Source organism: Caloranaerobacter longqiensis (assembly GCF_050286925.1).
Lineage (GTDB): Bacteria > Bacillota > Clostridia > Tissierellales > Thermohalobacteraceae > Caloranaerobacter.
In genome coordinates, this window is record NZ_JBFWFX010000006.1 from 24,858 (window position 1) to 46,063 (window position 21,206).

The following is a 21,206-nucleotide window of genomic DNA, read 5'->3' on the forward strand; positions in this document are numbered from 1 at the left end:
CCTCCTATCGTTTTTTTGTAATTATTGACAATAAAATATTTCGTATTCATATTTAATTAACAGTTTGTCCTTATTTATTTATATTTTTCATTCCGATTTAATATTCATAAAAAAAAGCGGCTAACGCCGCTTTTACCTTCTTCTCCAAACTTTAGTCACAAGAACCGTCATATCGTCCTTATTTTTGTTAATACTTACCGATTTTGCTATATTAATTATTTCTGTAGCAATTTTTTGAGGATTAACACTAGATATATTACTAATAACTTCTGCCATCCAATCTTCTTTATCATCTACTTTATCGTTAGAATCTAAAACACCATCTGACATCATTATTATCAAATCCCCATCTTCTATATTATCTTCATAGACCTGAAAATCCACATCTTTTAATATGCCTACAGGTAAACTCTTTGAATTTATTATATCTACTCTATCCTTTCTCTTTATAAATGTCGGAGCGCAACCAATTTTAATAAATTGTGCCTTACCCATATATAAATCTATTATAGTCATATCAACAGTTGAAAACATTTCGTCAGACGATTTTAAAAGTAAAATTGAATTAATAGTTTTAAGTGCTAATTCTTTATCAAAACCTGCCTCTAAAAACTTTTCTAAAAGTGAAATAGTTATATTGCTTTCTTGATTTGCCTTTCTACCTACTCCCATTCCATCACTTAAAGCTATAAAATAGTCATTTTCATTTTCACCAAAAGTATAACTATCACCCGAAACATAATTAAATGACTCATCCCATTTGCAAACCTTTGTTATAGCACCATATCTATTCGCCTTTATAAGTTTTAAGCTGCATCTATTATTCTTTCCAGGTATACTACAGCTAAATTTATCTCTAGTTAAATCAAATCCAACAACCTTAGAAACAATAGGTATAATATCCTTCAAACATATACCTTTCCCTTTGCAAGACTTTAGTTCCAATAAAATTTCAAATTTTCCGTCCTGAAATTGTGTACAATTTACTTCTTTTATATCGATTCCATTTTCTTTAAGCTTTAAATAAATTTCTCTCTCTAAATCATCTGCAAATCTAATATCTTTATAAATGGTATTTGCTAGGTCATTTATTATAGTAGCTACTCCATCTAACTGATCAGTTATTAATTGTCTACTTTCTAAAATCTTTTTCTCCCATCTATGATTAACTTTATATATGTCAAAAAGATAATTGCATTTATCTATTATATTTTGAGGTTTTAAACATCTTTTTCTAAAATATTCTGGCAGTAAATTTTTATTTATATTTCCGTTAAGCTCTATTAAGCTCATAATATCAAACATGGAATGATATGCAGTATAAAAATCTTGTTTCCAACAAAATTTATACATGCTACAGTCTTTACAAACATCATTAACTACTTCATCTACAAAATTCGATATGTCTTTCTGCTGTGAAAAACTTTTTACTTCTGCTGCTTTTTTAAATGTTAATGCTAACTCATTAAATACATTAGACACTTCTTTTAATCTTTTATAAGTTATATCCCTTATTCTTTTACTATATTGTATATTTGAATAAGTTAAGCCATTTTTACCCAATATCATTCCATTATTTTTTTCTATAGAAATAGCTAATATAAAAAATATAAAGATACTAACTGCAATCTCTTTATATAAAAGCATACTTTCTACAAAACCACTTATATAAAAAGACATTATAGCATTTCCTACAATAAAACCTAAACCAGTCCCTAATTTCCCTAAATCCTTAAATAATCCACCTAACAATCCTGAAAAACCATATATTGAAATAATCAATGGGATATTGTTATTGGACATTCCCGTTATCAAACCAATCGTTACTCCAATAGTAGTTCCAAATGCTGGCCCTTTAAAGTAAGCAAATACTAAAATAATAACAACCCCAATAATTACTTTTAAAGATAAATCTAAAATAGCTATATCTTCTAACCCTGAAATAGCCAATGAAATCATTATTGCGCCACTTATAATTTCTTCATTTGTAAAGATATCACTTAATTTTCTTTCAAAAATAGAAATACTATATGAAAAGATATATGTTAATGTAAACACTATTACACCTTCAAATATCGTCATGATAAAATCATACATATAGAATGTGCCTGTAAGTAATAAAACAGTTTTTATCATAATTAATAACAGAGATGACAAAATAGAATATTTTAATGTGTTTACTCTAATTCTGTTTTTTAAAATTCCATTTAGGAAAAATAATAACCATATTACCACTAAATAATAATATGCACTCATACCATGAATACTCAATATTCCAAAAGATGAAAATATTATTATTCCTAAGGCATTACCATATCTAATTAAATACGCCGTTAAAAATGCAATTCCAAAAGGTGTTAATCCATCCATTATAGACGCTCGCGATACTAGTAGTGCTAAAATACCTATTGCTATATTTTTTAAATTCAGTTTTAAAACTAAATTCCTTAAAATTTTCAAAAAAGTATTTTCATCTTTAATCATAAGTAATTCAGCTCTGTTTATCATTTGAATCCCCCATCCCATATTTTATTTTCTGTTATTTTATCAAACAAATTATGAAATATTTGTCAATTAAGGTTGTCCTATTCAAAAAACTTTTTGACAAAAATTATGCTTTTTTTAGCTGAAATCTAAAAATTGGACATATATTTTATCAGCACATTCCTCTCAAAAAAGAAAAAAAAGCAACTTTAATCTTAAGTCGCTCTTTATCATAAATTGGTTATTTTTAGTTGCTAATACCTTTAATAAATTTATTTTTATTTTTCTCCTTATCTATATATAATATTTCACCAGGTTTAAGCATATTCAATTCTTCTCTAGCAATTTTTTCAATAAATTCAGGTGTATCAGCATATTTGATTTTCTCTTGAAGTTCTGCAATTTCTACATTCAAACTATTAATCTTATCTTCCTTTGCTTTTCTTTCTTGTTCTAAATGCCTCATCATTTTTTCTTGATTTAAAAATGTAGTACTTAAATAAAACAAACATCCTAATAACAATATATATCTAATTCTAAATTTTTTCTTCTGTTTAGTTTTGTGCATAACAACCCCTCCAACATCTTTTAAATTATGTATGAATATTTCTATGTATTTTCTTAAAACCCTTTATTTTTTTAGCAATATAGTACTTGTGTACTTTCTAATGTCATTAAAAATTCGTTTTGGCAATTTAGTTATTTTTTTTACACTTTTATTAAATCTATTGACTTTATCGTTCAATTTTCTAAAAGGAGTTGATAATAAATGTATAATAAACCTAAATGGATATGTCAGTATGTTTATTGTATATTCAAGTAGCTTAATAAATATCCTTACTAAATAAACCATCAAAGTTATAACTGGCTTACTCAAAAGTTTTGTATAAATTAATGCACCACAAATGAAACCTAAAAAAACATACCCTCTTAATTCTCCCCAATTACTAAAAATTAGTGTAACTAGCGCTATAATCGATACAATAATCCAAAAAATTAAATCTTCTACTAATGTAGCAATTTTATTAGGTTTAGAAAAATATCTAAATATCCTATATAAATCATATACAAAACCAATTAAAACTCCACCATACATAGTAAGCAAAAAAATATAAGCTTGACTCTCAACTGTATTACCCACAAAATCACCCCTAATGAAAATGAAAACCAATGGTATAAACCATCGGTTTTATTTAAACATTTTGCCTAAAAAGCCAGAACCTTTTGAACCAGAAATATCTTTGTTAGTGTATAAAATACCATTTATCTTACCTTCTATAACTATATTCCCATCTTCCAAATTCAGTTTGCTAATGTTTAAGTCCTCTCCTTTAACTGTCATTAAACCTTTTACAGTTAATAGAATAATTGTATTATCATTAAAACTATCAACATGTTCTACTCCAGATATGTTGAGCTTTTCTCTATTTTCTAATATTATATTTTGACTTCTACTCGTAGTCTTATTTTCACTCATCCCCCATCCCCCCAAAATACTTATGTTAAATGATTATGTAATAAATCTAAGTTTTATTACTAAAATATGCATTTTATTAAATGGTATTATATTATATTATACATATTATGAGCATTGTCTTTAGTTGCATGTTCTAATAACTGTATTACTTCAATTTTCATCGTCCTAGTCCCAAAATTTATCTCAATTATATCTCCTATATTTACTAAAGTGCCAGGTTTAGCTACTTTACCATTTATTAATACCCTACCTTGTTCACAAGCTTCTTTTGCAACTGTTCTTCTTTTTATTATTCTAGAATTTTTAAGAAATTTATCTATCCTCATATAATCACCCTTCTATATTATATTTAATAATAGCTGACAGCTTACACTAACAGCCAATAGTTTAAAAGAAAAAAATCAGGTCAATGACCTGATTTTTTATTTGTTAACTGCTTCTTTTAAACTCTTACCAGCTTTGAAAACTGGTGCATTTGATGCTGGAATGTCGATTACTTCTTGAGGATTTCTTGGGTTTCTACCTTTTCTAGCTTTTCTCTCTCTTACTTCAAAAGTACCAAAGCCTACTAATTGAACCTTTTCTCCTCTTACTAATGCTTCTTCTACACTCTTCATGAATGCATTTAATGCACTTTCAGCATCTTTCTTTGTTAAACCACTCTTTTCAGCTATGCTTGAAACTAATTCTGCCTTGTTCACAATAAATACCTCCTTATTCTTCAATTATATTAAAATTAGTACGTATAAGCATATTCTACCTTTCCAAGTAAAATCCTTCTTTTTAGTATTATTTTTTATCTATTTTTTTATTTTTATGTATCTTTGTTCTCTCCCATAACTCATCCATTTCTTCTAATGTCATAAACTGTAAATCTTTCCCCATTTTTCTACTCATATCTTCCATAATTTTAAACCTTTCAATAAACTTATTTATTGTTTTATTTAAAGCAATTTCTGGATTCACTTTCAAAAACCTACTAACATTTACTACGGCAAATAATAAATCACCTATCTCTTCTTCAATTCTATCCTTATTATTCTCTTTCAATTCAATTAACACTTCTTGTAACTCTTCTCTTACTTTTTCTAAAGCTCCATTTACATCTGGCCAATCAAAACCTATATCAGCAGCTTTCTGCTGCAATTTAAAGCTTTTTACTAAAGCAGGTAACCCCTTAGCTATACTTTCAAGCCTTTGACTATGACTCTTGATATTTTTTTCTTTATCTTTTATCTTGTTCCAATTTGCCATTACTTCTTCAGAATCTTTACAATTAAGCTCTCCAAAAACATGAGGATGTCTGTTGATTAGCTTGTTGCAAATACTAGATATTACATCCCAGATGTTAAAGTACCCTTCTTCTTTACCTATCTGAGAATGAAATACTACCTGCAGCAGCAAATCTCCCAGTTCTTCTGCTAATGCATCCATATCATCTTTATCTATTGCATCAACTACTTCATAAGCCTCTTCTAAAACATACTCTCTAAGTGATTGATGAGTCTGTTTAATGTCCCATGGACATCCTTCTTTACTTCTCAATTTCTGCATAATATTTATTAAATTATTTAAATCATATCTTGTTCTATTTTCATCATCAATCTTAGGAATATAAATACTTGTCAAATAATCAATCCATTCTATTCTATCTAGCTCATATAATGGTATTTTTAATATTTTTTCTTCTCCTGGTACTCCTGCTGCTCTAATTACATATATCTGATATTCATCGTCATACACTTCCATTAGTTTCAATTTTACTTCTGAAGCTATTATTCTATTATAAACTTGTGTTATTATATTGTCTACATTAATATCTACTGACTGCACATTTAAATTTAAACCATCTACAACTTTCATCCCACTTATCGGATCTTTCTCAGTAGCATTTATTACACTATCTATAAAACTTACCCCTGAATGTATCTGTAATTCTACTTCCCCTTTATCTCTGTATTTTATCAACAACGATACTGTCTTTTCAGCTACCAAAGGATGTCCTGGTATACAATAAATAATAATACCATGCTCTTTGGATTTTTTCACTAGGTCTTTAGCTATATTCTCATAAATTATATCAAAATCTTCGCCTTTTTCATACATAAAGTCATATGATTCAAATTCAATATTGTTTTCATGAAAAAAACTTACTGTTGGGTGCTTTTCAGTTCTCAAATAGACTTTATAACCTTTTTTCAAGACCTTTACCGCGCCTATCGTTAATAAATCAGGATCCCCTGGCCCTAATCCTATAACAATAATCTTTCCCATACAAAACCCTCCATTATCCTTATATTTGCCAAAAAAGCTAGGTTTATACCTAGCTATTCCCTCAAAAGCCCTATTGCCCCTAACATTTTAGAAATTTTTCTACCACCTGGCAGTAATTCAAAATCTTTTGAAGTTATTGCTCCAGTTGCTAATAATGCGAAACCATATACTAATGCTCCTACAATTATAGAAACTAAAGTTGCTATCTTACTGCTTATTACAGATGATAAAAATACATATGAAAACTTTACAAATACAACCATTAATATAACTGAAATTATCGGCTTGATAAAAATATTTACAAAATTTAATGATGTCTTTGTATACTTTATAATAACCGCTATGAAGTTTAATACTGCAGCCACCAAATATGCAACTACCGTACTTAAAGCTGCACCTTTGACCCCTATTTCAGGTATTCCTGTCAATATATATGTTAAAATTATTTTCACTACTGCTCCAATCGCTAAATTTTTCACAGGAATCATAGGTTTACCTAAACCCTGCATAATAGCTGTTAGTGATTGCACTAAAGTTAAAAAAATCAAACTAAAAGACAATATTGCAAGTATAGAACCTACACTTTGTTGAGTTTCCAAATCTGAAACGAAATATACTAATTCAATAATAGGTGTAGACAAAATATATAAACCCAATGCAGAAGGCAATCCAATAAGAAGCGTAACCCTTATACCAGACCTTACTATTTTACTGATTTTAGCATGATTTTTTCTAGCAAACGCATCAGATACAGCTGGAACTAAACTCATAGCTAATGCAACTGATAGAACTTGAGGTAAATTTATAAGGGTCTGAGCCATTCCCGCTAATCTTCCATACAAACCACTCGCTTCTGTTTCTGTAAAACCTATAGATTGCAACCTTCTCATTACTATAGCAACATCAATATTATTCATTATAGGAACTATAGAAGCACCAATAGTTATAGGTATTGCAATTAATAAAACTTTCTTAATAACAGAATTTAAACTCTCTGAAGGACAATCAATGCTGTCCTTTATTTCCTGTTTTATATATTTTCTCTGTGAAAGATAAATAATCATTATTACAATAGTACCTGCTAAGGCTCCAGCAGATGCTCCAAAAGTAGCTCCTCCAGCAGCTAATGGTAACCCATTTCCTAAAAATTGATATGCTAAAATAAGACCAACTACAACTCTAAATAATTGTTCAACTAGTTGAGATACTGCCGTGGGAACCATTGTCTGTCTACCTTGAAAATACCCTCTAAATGCAGACATAATTGGAACTAACATCAAAGCAGGTGCTATAGCTATATATGAATAATATGCATTTTTATTACTGAACAAATTTGATAAATATTCTGCTCCTATAAAAACAAATAATGAAGTAGTAATTCCCGCAAATAAAAATCCAAAAAATGTTATCTTAAACAGCCTGTGAGCTCCCTTATAGTCTCCTAATGCCCTTTTTTCAGCTACAAGCTTTGCAACTGCAACTGGAAAACCTGCTGTAGATATTGCTAATAAAAAATTATAAAGTGGATAAACAGTCTGATAGTAACCAATTCCTACATCAGTAAGTACATAATATAATGTAATCCTATATACTGAACCTAATATTTTAGCTAATACTCCTGCTATCCCTAATATAGCAGCACCTTTCAAAAAATTTTCCTTAGTCATAAACTTCCTCCTAATTTTCAGCCACATTTAGTTAACAGAACTATTATATCAAAAATACAGTACTCATTAAATAGTGATTTTATTGAGAAGTTACTTTGTATTTGCTTTTACATTTATATTTACCAAAGAAAAAGCCTACCATACAAGGTAGGCTATGTAGCTCAAATTATTGTTCCATCTGTTTTGATAAGAAACCTGCTACAATTTCAGCTAATTTTACTTCTAACTCTCCCATCTTTTTATTATTACCTTTAGTACATAAAATAACTGCTCCAATTGGATCTCCTTGAGTAATTATAGGTGCTATCACCTGACTAGTATATTTATCAGCGTTAAATTCATCAGATGTTACTCTTATAGGCTTACTCTTTCCAGCAGCTATATACGTTTCCTTTCCTTCCATAATCTTTTCTAGCTCTGGACTAACTTTTTTATTCAAATAATCATTTTTAGATCCTCCAGAAATTGCAACTATTGTATCTCTATCTGTTATTACAGTTATATGTCCTGTAGTTTCATAAAGTGACTGTGCAAACTCGGTAGCAAATTCACTTAATTCAACAATTGGTGAATATTTTTTTAATATTATTTCGCCTTCTCTGTCCGTAAATATCTCTAAAGGATCTCCTTCTCTTATCCTAAGAGTTCTTCTAATCTCCTTAGGAATTACTACTCTTCCTAAATCATCAATCCTTCTTACTATTCCTGTGGCCTTCAATTTTTCCCCTCCTTATTACATAAATTTAGGTGGATTTTGTTTTAAACACTAATGTGTTTTAACAAAATTACACCGTCTAATTGTATATTTATTATTTTACTTTCAAGAACTTTTTATGCATCATTGGCAATTTAGTGTAGAATCAAAAAGCTCATTAACCTTCCGTTAATGAGCCTTTTTTTGAAAATTATTCTAAAAATATTTCCACATTAGCATTTTCTCTTAACTCTTTTAACTTTTTATCATATTCCCTATTTTTCAACTCTTTTATTATATCATCTTTAACTTCATCAAATGAATATAATTTATCAATCTTATCCTCTACTTTAATAATATGATAACCATACTGTGTTTTTACTATATCACTAATTTGTCCAGGTTCTAGAGAAAAAGCAGCCTTTTCAAATTCTGGTACCATCTGTCCCTTACCAAAATAACCTAAATCTCCACCATTTGCTGCTGAAGGACCTATTGATTTTTCTTTTGCCAATTCTGCAAAGTCTTTACCATTTTTCAATTGCTTAAGAATTTCTTTTGCCTCATCTTCTGTTTTAACCAATATATGTCTAGCTCTTACTCTATAGTCTCTAAATAAATCTATATTATCTTCATAATATTTTTTTGCCTCGTCAAGAGAAATATCTATATCTTTCAAAACTTCTTCTTTATATTTAGAAATCAGCATTTCCTTTTTTATTTCTTTTCTAAAATACTCTTCAGTTATATTGCTCTGTTTTAAAAATTCCTTAAATTTTTCTTCGTTTTCAAAATAGTTAATATAATTTTTAATTTCTTCATCTACTTCCTCATCTGTTACTTCAATACCTAACTCTTCAGCTTTTTGAGATATTATTTGCTCAATAATTAACTTGTCTAAGAATTTTCTCATTGCTTCTTCTTCAAGCTGCTTCCATATTTCAGGTCCTACCTTGCTCTCAACAGCCTTTTTATAGACATTAAAGTCCTTTTCGAAATCTTCCTTATATATACTATCTCCATTAACTTTTGCTACAATTTCCCCTTTAGTCTCTTGACTTACACAGCCTGACAGTCCAAAAATAAGTACCGTTACTAACAAAATCCCAATAATTTTTACTCTTATTTTATTAATCAAATTTATCAACTCCTCTGCTCTGCCTTCATGCACTCTTTCTATATAATTATACATCAATATTATATATTAATTTCCCCTTCATGAAAACTACTAATTTTTTGAATAACTTGCTCAACTTCTTTTAATATACTTTCTTGTATTCTTTTCATTAGCTTATATTTTATATGAGGAGTTTTTGATATATCAAATGACATACGCCTTCCAAAACTATTTAAAAGTTCATTAATAAGCTGTGGTGTAATAACATCAGGCTTAACAAATTCTATCTTAATGTAATTATCTATTTGAGTTAATGAACTTATTTTAGCTTTCTTACACATTGATTTTATTAATGATATTTTAAGCAAATTATCAACCTCTTTAGGTATGTCTCCAAATCTGTCTATTATCTCCTCCTGTACATCTGCTAAATCTTCCCTATTTTGAATTGATGATATTTTCTTATATATCTCTATTTTCTGTTCTTCATTAGCTATATAGTGGCTAGGTATATATCCATCTACATTCAACTCTATAGTAGTTTCTATCTCTTCTTCCTTTATCTCGCCTTTAAGTTTCTTTATTGTTTCCTCTAAATATTTCACGTATAAGTCATAACCAATCGAAGCCATGTGCCCATGCTGTTCGGGACCTAATAAGTTTCCAGCTCCTCGTATTTCTAAATCTCTCATAGCTATCTTAAAACCAGAACCAAACTCAGTAAACTCTTTTATCGCTTTTAAACGTTTCTCAGCAACCTCAGATAGTACTTTGTCTTTTTCATAAGTAAAGTATGCATATGCTATCCTATCACTTCTCCCTACTCTACCTCTTAACTGATAAAGCTGTGACAATCCCATTTTATCAGAATCATAAACTATTAAAGTATTTACATTAGATATGTCCAACCCCGTTTCAATAATAGTCGTACATACTAATATATCATACTCTCTTTTTAGAAAATCTATCATAACCTTCTCAAGTTCTCTTTCACTCATTTGTCCATGTCCAACTGCTATCCTAGCTTCAGGCACCAATTTTTTTAATCTAGCTGCCATCTGCTGAATACCCTGTACTCTATTATATACAAAATAGACTTGGCCATCTCTATTTAACTCCTTAACTATTGCATCCCTAATTATGTCATCATTATATTCCATAACGTATGTTTGTACTGGATATCTTTCTTCTGGCGGTTCATCTATAACACTCATATCTCTGATACCAACTAATGCCATATGGAGAGTTCTTGGTATTGGAGTTGCAGTTAACGTTAACACATCAATTGATTCCTTTAATTTCTTTAGAGTTTCTTTATGTTTAACACCAAATCTTTGTTCCTCATCTATAATCAATAATCCTAAATCTTTAAATTTTACGTCACTTGATAGTAACCTATGTGTTCCGACTACAATATCTAAATTCCCACTTCTTAAATCTCTTAAAATTTTCTTCTGATGACTTGGCGTTCTAAACCTACTTAACATATCTACTTTAACAGGAAATTGACTAAATCTCTCTCTTATCGTATTGTAATGCTGTTGAGCTAAAATAGTTGTAGGTACTAAAAATGCAACCTGTTTTCCATCCATAACAGCTTTAAATGCAGCCCTTAAAGCTACTTCTGTTTTTCCATATCCTACATCTCCGCATAACAATCTATCCATAGGTTTATCTTTTTCCATATCTCGTTTAATTTCTTCTATACATTTTAATTGATCACTAGTTTCCTCATAAGGGAATAAATCTTCAAATTGTTTTTGCCAAGGCTGATCCTTTGAAAAAGCAAATCCTTTAGTAGTCTGCCTTTTTGCATAAAGTTCAAGAAGCTCTTTAGCCATATTCTCAATTGCCTTCTTAGCTTTTTGTTTAGTCTTAATCCATTCTCCTGTTCCAAGTTTATTTACTTTAGGTTTTATAGAATCTGCTCCTATATATTTTTGTATTAAATCCATTTGATCTACAGGTACATATAATCTATCTTTACCAGAATACTTTATACTTAAATAATCTTTCTTTACTCCTTGAACCTTTAATTGCTCTATACCTACATACACACCGATTCCATGCGTTTCATGTACAACATAATCTCCTGGCTTAAGGTCAGTAAATGAAGTTATCTTCTTAGTATCTTTACTATATTTTTTAATTCTTTTCTTTTTAGATTTTCCATATATTTCTTTATCGCTAATTATTGTAAACTTCAAATCTGGATACTCGAATCCTCTACTAATAGTTCCTGCTAAAACAAAAATTTGTCCAGATTTTATTTCTACATCGAAGGTTTTTATAAAGCTACATTCTATCCCATACTCTTTAAGCGTTTCAACAAGCCTCTTCCCTCTATCTTCTACCCCTGAAAGTATTATTACCTTATATCCTCTATATTTCAAATCCTTAAGTTCATTAACTAAAAATTCTATCTTGTTATGAAATGACTGCATACCTTTTGATACAATGTTGACTGTTTCTTTAATTTCAAAAATATTAGAAGTCTTTTTCAATCCCGTTGACACAATACAAGGCCTTTTATTTAATTTTTCTTTTAAATCATCGAAGCTGTGATAAATACCTTCTTGTTTAGGCAATACTTCTCCTCTTTCAAAAAAACTTAAAAATTTACTCCTAAAACTCTTTAAATAAGTTTTCGCATTTTCTTCTATTCTCTGCGGTTCGTCTATAATCATTACTGCTGATTCAGCAAAATAATCTATTATGCTTTTATATTGAACAGGGAAATATGGTATAAGAGGCTCTATATTATCAAAATTTAATCCTGAATTAACTAATTCAATATAATGTTTGAACTTTTCAGTAAGCTTTTCAACCATTAATTGACTATCTTTTCCCTCATTCATCTTTTTTACAGTTTTTGTTAAATCATTTTCTATTTGCTTTACTACTTCTTCCCTATATTCATCTTCAAAGATGATTTCTTTAGCAGGTCCTATTTTAACTTCTGAAATATTCTCAATTGACCTCTGTGTTTTTATGTCAAAAGTTCTCAACGAATCAATTTCATCATCAAACAATTCTACTCTTACAGGATTTTCTAAAGTTATAGGATAAAAATCTACTATACCACCTCTTACACTAAACTGCCCTTTTCCTTCGATCATATCTACTCTTTCATAGCCTAATATATTTAAATTTTTTATTAGTCTTTCTAAATCAATTTTATCTCCATATCTCAAAACCGTTCTATATTTACTCAATATTTCTTTATTAAAAACTTTATCCATTATTGATTCAATAGAGGCTACAACAATTATAGGTTCCGATTCAATCAACCTATCTATAACCTTTAGTCTTTGATGTAGAATACCATGACTATAAGCATCAATATTATAAAAAACAACTTCCCTTTGTGGAAATAGTTCTACACCTCTAGAAGAAAATAGCTTTAAATCTTCAACAATTTTTTTAGCTCTAAGTTCGTTATAAGTAACTATAAGAACTTGTCTACCGGTATGCTGATTTAGTCCATAACAAATATGTGCTAAACTTTCTTCTGATAAACCATATAAAGATACAGGATATCTTTTATTATTTATAGCTTCTATTAATTTGTTATATTGATTTGAATTTCTAAGCGAGTCAATAAAAACATTCAAGAACAAGGAAATCAGCTCCTTTTCAGCAGCAACTTTAGCCCAGGCAAAAACCTGGGCTATGGTTTGACATTTATCAATTTTTACATTTTACTAATATTTTATTCATATACTAACCATTATATTCATTCATAGCTTTATTTAACCCTTGAAAAATAATCGTTTCTACAGCCAAAGCTGCCCTCTCTACCGTAGAATCAATCACTTCTCTTTCATCTTTGGTAAATTTACTTAACACAAAGTCGGCTAAATCCATACCTTCTTTAGGTTTCCCTACTCCTATTCTTATCCTTGGAAAATTTTCACTTCGTAAGTGATATATTATTGATTTCATTCCATTATGACTTCCAGCACTACCTTTTGGCCTTATTCTTAACGAACCAAACTTTATATCAATATCATCATATATAACAATAATATTTTCAATCGGCATTTTGTAATAATTATATATATCTAAAACACATTCTCCACTTCTATTCATATACGTCTGAGGCTTTACTAATATGACCTTTTCATTATTTATAAATGTTTCCCCATACACCGCTTTATGTTTTATTTTATTTAATTCCACATTATTTCTTACTGCTAAGCAATCAATTGTGTCAAATCCTACATTATGTCTAGTACCATCATATGCTCTACCTGGATTTCCTAGTCCAATTACTGCATACAAATGAATCAACTCCCTGCATTAACCTTGCAAGCCAGAATTTGATTAATCAAACAATCTGCTTACAGATTCATTTGAATAGATCCTTCTAATAGCTTCAGCAAATAATGGAGCAACTGAAACAACTTCAATCTTATCAATCTGTTTGTCTTCAGTAAGAGGAATAGTATCTGTTACTACTAATTTTTCAATTACTGAATCCTTTAATCTGTCAATAGCTGGTCCAGAAAGAACTGGATGTGTGCAGCAAGCATATACTTTCTTTGCCCCAAAATCCTTTAATACTTTAGCAGCTTTTGTTAATGAACCTGCAGTATCAACTATATCATCAACTAAAATTACATTCTTATCTTCTATATCGCCTATAACATTCATTACTTCTGACACATTAGCTTTAGGTCTTCTCTTTTCAATTATAGCAATTGGCAAATCTAATAAACTTGCAAAATTTCTAGCTCTTTTAACTCCTCCAATATCAGGTGATACTACTACTGTTTCTTTATCTATTATATTTTTAAAATAATTCGCTAATATAGGTACACCTGTTAAATGGTCTACTGGTATATCAAAATACCCTTGAATTTGTCCTGCATGTAAATCCATACTCACTACTCTGTCTGCCCCTGCTGTTGTTAATATGTCAGCTACAAGCTTTGCTGTAATTGGTTCCCTTGCTTTAGTTTTTCTATCTTGTCTAGCATATCCGTAATATGGAATTACAGCATTTATCCTACCAGCTGAAGCCCTTTTTAAAGCATCAATAAGGATAAGTAGTTCCATTAAATTTTCATTGATCGGAGGACAAGTAGGCTGGATAACAAATACATCTGCACCTCTTACAGAATCCGAAATGTGAACAGAAATCTCTCCGTCACTAAATCTTCCTACTTGACTTTCTCCTAACTCAATATTTAGCTCATCACAAATCTTTTTGGCAAAATACTTGTTAGCATTACCAGTAAAAATTTTAATTTCTCTTCCTCCTATATTCATAAAAAAACTCCTCCTATGTTTTTATTCTTTATTTTTATTAAACTTTTTTTCAATCCAACCCTCTTTATTTACCTGCCTTGCCCTTGCTATAGATAGAGTTCCTTTACCGACTTCCTCTGTTATTGTAGAGCCTGCTGCTACATAACCTTTTTCTCTAACTATCACAGGGGCAATTAAATTAGAATTACTTCCAATAAAAGCATTGTCCTCAACAATTGTTCTATGCTTGTTTACACCATCATAATTTACAAAAACTACACCACAACCAATGTTTACATTTTTACCTACTTCTGCATCACCAATATATGCTAAGTGTGAAGCCTTAGAATTGTCTCCAATTACAGAATTTTTTACTTCAACAAAATCTCCTATTTTAACTGACTTACCTATTTTACTATTAGGTCTTAAATATGCATATGGTCCTATTGTTGTATTCTCGTCAACTTCGCTATCAATTATAGTTGATGTCTGCACCACTACTTTATTGCCAATATTACTGTTAATTATTCTTGAATTGCTTCCTATTATACAATCCTCTCCTATTTTTGTCTTACCTTCTAAAAAAACTCCTGGATATATAATAGTATCTCTACCTATTTCAACATCCTTACCTATATATGTATTATCAGGATCTATTATCGTAACCCCTGATAACATCAATTTCTCATTAATCCTTCTTCTCATTATCTTATTAGCTTCAGCTAATTGTACCCTAGAATTGACACCGAATATTTCTGTATTGTCGTTTAGTTTATATCCACCTACTTTTAAGCCTTTCTCATTTAATATCTTAATTGAATCGGTTATATAATACTCATTTTGAGCATTATTATTGTTAAGATTACGCAAAGCCATTTTTAAATACTTGCCATCAAAACAATATATTCCTGAATTAATTTCCTTTATTCTCTTTTGTTCTATAGTAGCATCTTTTTCCTCTACAATTCCTACTATATTCCCTTTATCATCTCTAATTATTCTACCATACCCTGTTGGGTTATCAAACTCAGCAGTTAAAACAGTAGCATTGTTGCCACATTCTTTATGATAATTTATTAAGTCAGTAATCGTTTTACTAGTAATCAAAGGGGTATCTCCATAAAGGATTATAACATAATTATCATCTTTTATTAAATCTTCAGCCTGCATTACTGCAAAACCAGTTCCATATGGCACTTTTTCGCCAATAGGTTGGTCTACAAAAACTACTCCCTCTTCCTTTAACATGTCCTTCACTTTTTCTTTCCCATGTCCTACAATAACTATATTTTCATTTATCCCCGCACCTTTACTAGCTTCAATTACATGACTTAACATCGGCTTCCCACACACTTGATGTAATACTTTAGGTATTTTTGATTTCATTCTAGTGCCTTCACCTGCTGCCAAAATAATTGATGTAATCACTTCAAACACCCTCTCTAATACTATTTAAATAAAATCTATCTTCATTATAAAATAATAATAAAACAAATTCTGTTTTATTTTAATAAGATTAATAAATACATACAAACAATCTATACAATTCAACAAAAAAAATATGTATCCTTTAAAATACTATTAAGTTTTTGTCAAAAAAATAATAGAGCAAGATGCTGGCTTAGCGTCCTGCTAAGCCTACGGATTTTCTCAAAAATTTTCACCTAGTTTTTTTAACTAAATTCTCTCAAGCATTCACTTTTATAATCTCATATGGATTATAAAAGAGAGGGTATTGACCCCCTCTTGTCTACTCTCCCATATTTTCTTTCAATGCTTTCTCGTATTCTGCTAAAACAGATTCTTGAATTTTACTTCTTGTTCCTGAATTAATAGGATGAGCTATATCTCTAAACTCTCCATCTGGCATTTTTCTACTTGGCATTGCTATAAAAAGACCGTTATTTCCTTCTATAATCTTTATATCGTGCACTACGAACTCGTCATCAAATGTAACTGATACAATAGCCTTCATCCTACCTTCATCGCTTAGCTTTCTAATTCTTACATCAGTAACTTTCATAACTTCACCACCTTCCCCCGTAGCTGTTCAATATATAAATTAGTATTCTCTTAATTTTGACAAATTCCTTCTACTTTTAGAACAATTTAATCAATATTATTCAATAGCTTTCTATTAGGTTCAACAATAATCTCCTTTGCTTCTTCATCAATCTTTTTTAATATCAATAATGGTAAGTAATTATCTATTAATTTTTGTTCTGGCAACTCTGTCGCAATAAATACACCTGTTCCTACTACTTCAGCTTTAAATTCTTTCATCATATCACAAATTCCCTTTGCAGTACCCCCAGCTTTCATAAAATCATCTATCACTAAAACTCTATCGCCCGCTTTTACAGCTTTTCGTGATAGAGACATAGTCTGAATTTTTTTTGTTGAACCAGTCACATAATTTATGTTTACTGTAGCTCCTTCTGTAACTTTTATATTTCTTCGTATTATTACTAATGGTACATCTAATGCTTGAGCTGTCATTAAAGCTATCGGTATACCTTTAGTTTCAACAGTAACAACATAATCTATATTTTCACTAACAAATTTATGTGCAAATATCTTACCTGCCATGCCAACAATTGATGGATTATATAATAAATCGGTCATGTATATAAATCCGCCAGGAATTATTCTTTCTTTTTCAGTTAATGCAGATGACACATTACTCAAAAAATCACTTATCATTTGTTCAGTAATCTGAGGTATATATTTCACCCCACCAGATGCACCAGGAATAGTTTCAATTTTCCCTAATTGAAGTTTTTCTAACATTCCCTTAATTATTACTATATCTTCACTAATCGTAGATTTTGCTGCATTCAATTTATCTGTAAAATAATTATAAGTAAAAATATGATTAGGCCTATCACTTAATATTTTCATTATAGCTCCTATTCTTTCGTTCCTCTTAAGCTTAATCACTTAAATCCTCCTAAACACGAATATTTTATCTTATTAAATATAATTTTATTCGTAAAATATAAATAAATCAATACTTTGTTAGAATTATTTTTAAGGTATATAATTTCCTATGAATTCCTTATATGATATAATTTACTCAGTAACAATCTTTTATTCTAAGAAGAGCAGAATCTTCAATTTAAATAAATTTCAGAAATTATATTATTAAATTGTCTATAATATTTTAATAATATAATTTAATAATATAATTTCCTATGGATTATAAAATAATATTGAAAGTATTGGAAATAATATTATTACTGTATTATCTGGGAGGTAGTTTTATGTTTAATTTCGACATACATAAACATGATTTTAATCACGTGCATTTTATTGGAATAGGCGGTATTAGTATGAGTGGCCTTGCAGAAATTTTATTAAATGCAGGATATACCGTTTCAGGATCTGATATTAAAAATTCTGAGATAATAGAAAGTTTAAAAGAAAAAGGAGCTATCGTATATATAGGTCATGATAAAAATAATATAAACGGTGCAGATTTAGTAGTCTATACATCTGCTATTAGTAAAGATAATCCAGAATATATAGAATCCATAGAAAAAAACATAGTAACTGTTGATAGAGCTACTTTTTTAGGGCAGTTAATGAGAATATACAAATCTTCTATTGCAGTTTCTGGTACACATGGAAAAACAACTACAACAGCTATGATGTCTGTTATACTTGAACATTCTAATCTAGAACCAACTATCTTGTTAGGTGGTGTTTTGGACAGCATTGGGGGTAATGTGAAAATTGGCAAAGAAAATATATTTTTAACTGAAGCATGTGAATATAAAGGTAATTTTTTGAAATTCAATCCTAATATAGGTATAATTCTTAACATAGAAGAAGACCATTTAGATTATTTCAAAAACATTAATCATATAGTAGAAACATTTGCAGACTTTGCAGCATTGCTTCCTAAAGATGGATTGTTGGTTATAAATAGTGATGATATAAACACTCCAAAAATTATTAATAAAGCAAATTGTAATATCGTTACTTTCGGAATAAAAAATAAAAGTAACTATAAAGCAGATAATATATCTTTTACATCTGAAGGATTTCCTAATTTTAAGCTAATAATTAATAATTCAAAAGAATATAAAGTAACTCTTAAAGTAATGGGAATACATAATGTATATAACGCTTTAGCTGCTATTGCAACAGCCCATAGTCTTAATATTCCTATTAGCACCATAATAGAAGCTATTGAAAGCTATACAGGGACTCATAGAAGATTTGAAGTGAAAGGTATTATAAATGGAATTAAAATAATAGATGACTATGCACATCATCCAACTGAAATAAAAGCAACTCTTAATGCGGCTAAAAAACTTCCACACAATAAGATATGGTGTGTATTCCAACCTCATACCTATACAAGAACTAAAGCTTTATTAAATGAGTTTAGTGAATCTTTTTATGACGCCGACAATGTAATAGTAACTGATATATATGCTGCAAGAGAGAAAGATACAGGTCTTGTTCACTCAAAAGATTTAGTAGATTTACTTACAACCAAAGGTATTAAATCTTTATATATTGATAACTTTAAAGATATTGTTGATTACTTATCAAAACAAACTAGTGAAGGTGATATTATTCTTACTGTCGGAGCAGGAGATATATATAAAGTAGGAGAGATGTTGTTAAATAATAGTCGATAGTTAATAGTCAATAGTTGGTAGTCAGTAATCTATGAATTGATAACTATTGACTATTGACTAATAAACTCAACTAGCATTGTATACTTTTTGATATGTTCTCTAATGCAGATTTAAATGTATTTAAACTACTATTATGTAGTCTTAAGCTAGGTATGTTTTTATTTTTACATAGTTTAAGCGTTTTGCATACTAATTTATGTGATACTACATCTGTAAACATTACTATATAATCAGGATTCCCGATCCTTTTATCTAAATTAGAATTCATATGTGTGAAAACCTTTATTTTACATCCATATTTTTTACCAATATCTTTATATAATTTGCACATTCTTTCATGTCCACCTATGACTACAATGCTCATAAATACATCTCCTTATTGATAATGATTTTCATTATTGATATAAATATATCAACTTTTTATGTTTTTGTCAAATAATTTTAAATATTATCTGTTAACTTTTTTTGAATTTAGATGATTATTTCTTAAAAAATTGGTTATAAATATAAATACTTAGTCCCCCACTCCCCCCATCAAAAATGGGTTCCCAAATTTATTTTGGGAACCCATTTACATAGTTAATTTTCAGTTTCAGTATTTACATGATATAATTTCATCATCAATTCTCTAACCTGCTTTGGGTCATATGCAAAATATGATACTTTTTTCCCACCTATGCTTTTATATATTGCTCTACCCGGAAGTGTAGTCATTGAAATATCTTCCGTCTTTATACCTATTGCCTTACCTGCATACAATAGAATATCAGTTAAACTCATATCTGTTTTAACATATTTAAAACAAGTCTGAGCTACAACTGGTAATCTAAAACTTAAGGCTTTTTTTACAGCTGATTTAATAAATTGCTGCTGAGCTCTAATTCTACCTAAATCCCCATCAGGATAACCTACTGTATTATCATTATTTTTCCTAAATCTCAAAAACTGAATAGCTTTCTCTCCATTCAATATCTGTCTTCCTTTCTTTAGGTGTATATGAAGAGGAGGTTTAGCTGTAGGGTCATCATAATCCATATCAAAAGGAACATCTACCTCTACACCACCTAAAGAATCAACAATTTTCTCTACTCCAGAATAAGTTACCTTTACATAATGGTGTATTGGAACTCCACCAAGTATAGCTTCTACTGCCTTTATCGTACCTTTTACTCCTGCATCTCCATAAACAGCATTAATTTTTCTTTCATCAGCTTTTTCATAACCTAATCTGTAAAAATAAGTATCTCTAGGTATTGATATTAAATCTACTTTTTTTGTAACTGGATCGAAACTAGCGAATATTATAGTATCTGTTCTCGGTCCTTCTAATCCCAAAAGCAAAACATTTATTCTTTCACTTTCCTGTATAGCTTTTTTAAATGGGTCTAAGACTTTAGGCTTATCATCTGATGAATCACTATTATCTTCTACATTATTATCATCAGTATTTTTAATATCTTCTTGAGTCTGTGCTTTTGCATCATAAAATTTCATAAATGTAAATACTCCTGCACCTATTGCTAAAACAAAACAAAAAAATGCAATAGTAAATACCTTAAAAAATTGTTTCATATATCTTCACCTTCCT

19 protein-coding genes are annotated in these 21,206 nt (G+C 29.4%); 1 reads left to right on the top strand and 18 read right to left on the bottom strand.

The genetic code is table 11. From position 1 onward, the window contains the following. Window positions 1-132 precede the first annotated feature (132 nt). The 16 genes from spoIIE to purR form a co-directional block, all read right to left on the bottom strand. A complete protein-coding gene (spoIIE, locus tag AB4Y15_RS06820; RefSeq protein WP_427339298.1) occupies window positions 133-2,508 on the bottom strand; it encodes a stage II sporulation protein E in 2,376 nt (791 codons plus the stop codon). A gap of 223 nt (window positions 2,509-2,731) precedes the next feature. Continuing rightward, entirely contained in the window at window positions 2,732-3,052 is a 321-nt protein-coding gene (locus AB4Y15_RS06825; RefSeq protein ID WP_427339300.1) for an FtsB family cell division protein, read from the bottom strand. A gap of 63 nt (window positions 3,053-3,115) precedes the next feature. Next, window positions 3,116-3,625, bottom strand: coding sequence for a spore cortex biosynthesis protein YabQ (gene yabQ / locus AB4Y15_RS06830; protein WP_427339302.1), 510 nt, complete (start codon window positions 3,623-3,625; stop codon window positions 3,116-3,118). 48 nt (window positions 3,626-3,673) lie between these two features. Then, window positions 3,674-3,961, bottom strand: coding sequence for a sporulation protein YabP (gene yabP / locus AB4Y15_RS06835; RefSeq protein WP_427339304.1), 288 nt, complete (start codon window positions 3,959-3,961; stop codon window positions 3,674-3,676). A gap of 86 nt (window positions 3,962-4,047) precedes the next feature. Continuing rightward, window positions 4,048-4,287: an RNA-binding S4 domain-containing protein gene (locus AB4Y15_RS06840; protein WP_427339305.1), complete on the bottom strand. Its 240-nt coding sequence runs from the start codon at window positions 4,285-4,287 to the stop codon at window positions 4,048-4,050. Between the two features lie 96 nt (window positions 4,288-4,383). Continuing rightward, window positions 4,384-4,662, bottom strand: coding sequence for an HU family DNA-binding protein (locus AB4Y15_RS06845; RefSeq protein ID WP_069650631.1), 279 nt, complete (start codon window positions 4,660-4,662; stop codon window positions 4,384-4,386). Window positions 4,663-4,750: 88 nt separating this feature from the next. Continuing rightward, entirely contained in the window at window positions 4,751-6,235 is a 1,485-nt protein-coding gene (gene yabN, locus AB4Y15_RS06850; RefSeq protein ID WP_427339308.1) for a bifunctional methyltransferase/pyrophosphohydrolase YabN, read from the bottom strand. Between the two features lie 53 nt (window positions 6,236-6,288). Then, window positions 6,289-7,902, bottom strand: coding sequence for a putative polysaccharide biosynthesis protein (locus tag AB4Y15_RS06855; protein ID WP_427339310.1), 1,614 nt, complete (start codon window positions 7,900-7,902; stop codon window positions 6,289-6,291). A 166-nt stretch (window positions 7,903-8,068) separates the two neighbouring features. Further along, window positions 8,069-8,620, bottom strand: coding sequence for a stage V sporulation protein T (gene spoVT, locus AB4Y15_RS06860; RefSeq protein WP_427339311.1), 552 nt, complete (start codon window positions 8,618-8,620; stop codon window positions 8,069-8,071). 187 nt (window positions 8,621-8,807) lie between these two features. Further along, entirely contained in the window at window positions 8,808-9,788 is a 981-nt protein-coding gene (locus AB4Y15_RS06865; RefSeq protein WP_427339312.1) for a peptidylprolyl isomerase, read from the bottom strand. A 5-nt stretch (window positions 9,789-9,793) separates the two neighbouring features. Beyond that, window positions 9,794-13,333 (bottom strand): transcription-repair coupling factor, encoded by a 3,540-nt coding sequence (gene mfd, locus AB4Y15_RS06870; RefSeq protein WP_427339314.1) that lies wholly within the window; start codon window positions 13,331-13,333, stop codon window positions 9,794-9,796. Between the two features lie 103 nt (window positions 13,334-13,436). Then, the gene (gene pth / locus AB4Y15_RS06875) at window positions 13,437-13,997 is read right to left on the bottom strand and encodes an aminoacyl-tRNA hydrolase (RefSeq protein WP_427339315.1); all 561 of its coding nucleotides are present in this window, start codon (window positions 13,995-13,997) and stop codon (window positions 13,437-13,439) included. Window positions 13,998-14,039: 42 nt separating this feature from the next. Further along, a complete protein-coding gene (locus tag AB4Y15_RS06880) occupies window positions 14,040-14,987 on the bottom strand; it encodes a ribose-phosphate diphosphokinase (RefSeq protein WP_427339316.1) in 948 nt (315 codons plus the stop codon). Between the two features lie 21 nt (window positions 14,988-15,008). Beyond that, window positions 15,009-16,394 carry a bifunctional UDP-N-acetylglucosamine diphosphorylase/glucosamine-1-phosphate N-acetyltransferase GlmU gene (glmU, locus tag AB4Y15_RS06885; protein WP_427339445.1) on the bottom strand — a complete coding sequence of 462 codons (1,386 nt, stop codon included), beginning with the start codon at window positions 16,392-16,394 and terminating at the stop codon, window positions 15,009-15,011. 322 nt (window positions 16,395-16,716) lie between these two features. Next, window positions 16,717-16,989 (bottom strand): septation regulator SpoVG, encoded by a 273-nt coding sequence (gene spoVG, locus AB4Y15_RS06890; protein WP_427339317.1) that lies wholly within the window; start codon window positions 16,987-16,989, stop codon window positions 16,717-16,719. Between the two features lie 86 nt (window positions 16,990-17,075). Continuing rightward, a complete protein-coding gene (purR, locus tag AB4Y15_RS06895; RefSeq protein ID WP_427339319.1) occupies window positions 17,076-17,906 on the bottom strand; it encodes a pur operon repressor in 831 nt (276 codons plus the stop codon). Between the two features lie 323 nt (window positions 17,907-18,229). On the opposite strand from purR, the gene murC reads away from it, so the two are divergent. Then, the gene (gene murC, locus AB4Y15_RS06900) at window positions 18,230-19,618 is read left to right on the top strand and encodes a UDP-N-acetylmuramate--L-alanine ligase (RefSeq protein WP_427339321.1); all 1,389 of its coding nucleotides are present in this window, start codon (window positions 18,230-18,232) and stop codon (window positions 19,616-19,618) included. A 70-nt stretch (window positions 19,619-19,688) separates the two neighbouring features. Here murC and AB4Y15_RS06905 read toward each other — a convergent pair whose 3' ends face one another. Both AB4Y15_RS06905 and AB4Y15_RS06910 read right to left on the bottom strand, forming a co-directional pair. Next, on the bottom strand, window positions 19,689-19,982 hold the full coding sequence (locus tag AB4Y15_RS06905) for a DUF2325 domain-containing protein (protein WP_427339322.1): 294 nt from the start codon (window positions 19,980-19,982) through the stop codon (window positions 19,689-19,691). Between the two features lie 215 nt (window positions 19,983-20,197). Beyond that, window positions 20,198-21,190, bottom strand: a complete 993-nt coding sequence (locus AB4Y15_RS06910; RefSeq protein WP_427339323.1) for an LCP family protein — start codon at window positions 21,188-21,190, stop codon at window positions 20,198-20,200. Window positions 21,191-21,206: the final 16 nt, after the last annotated feature.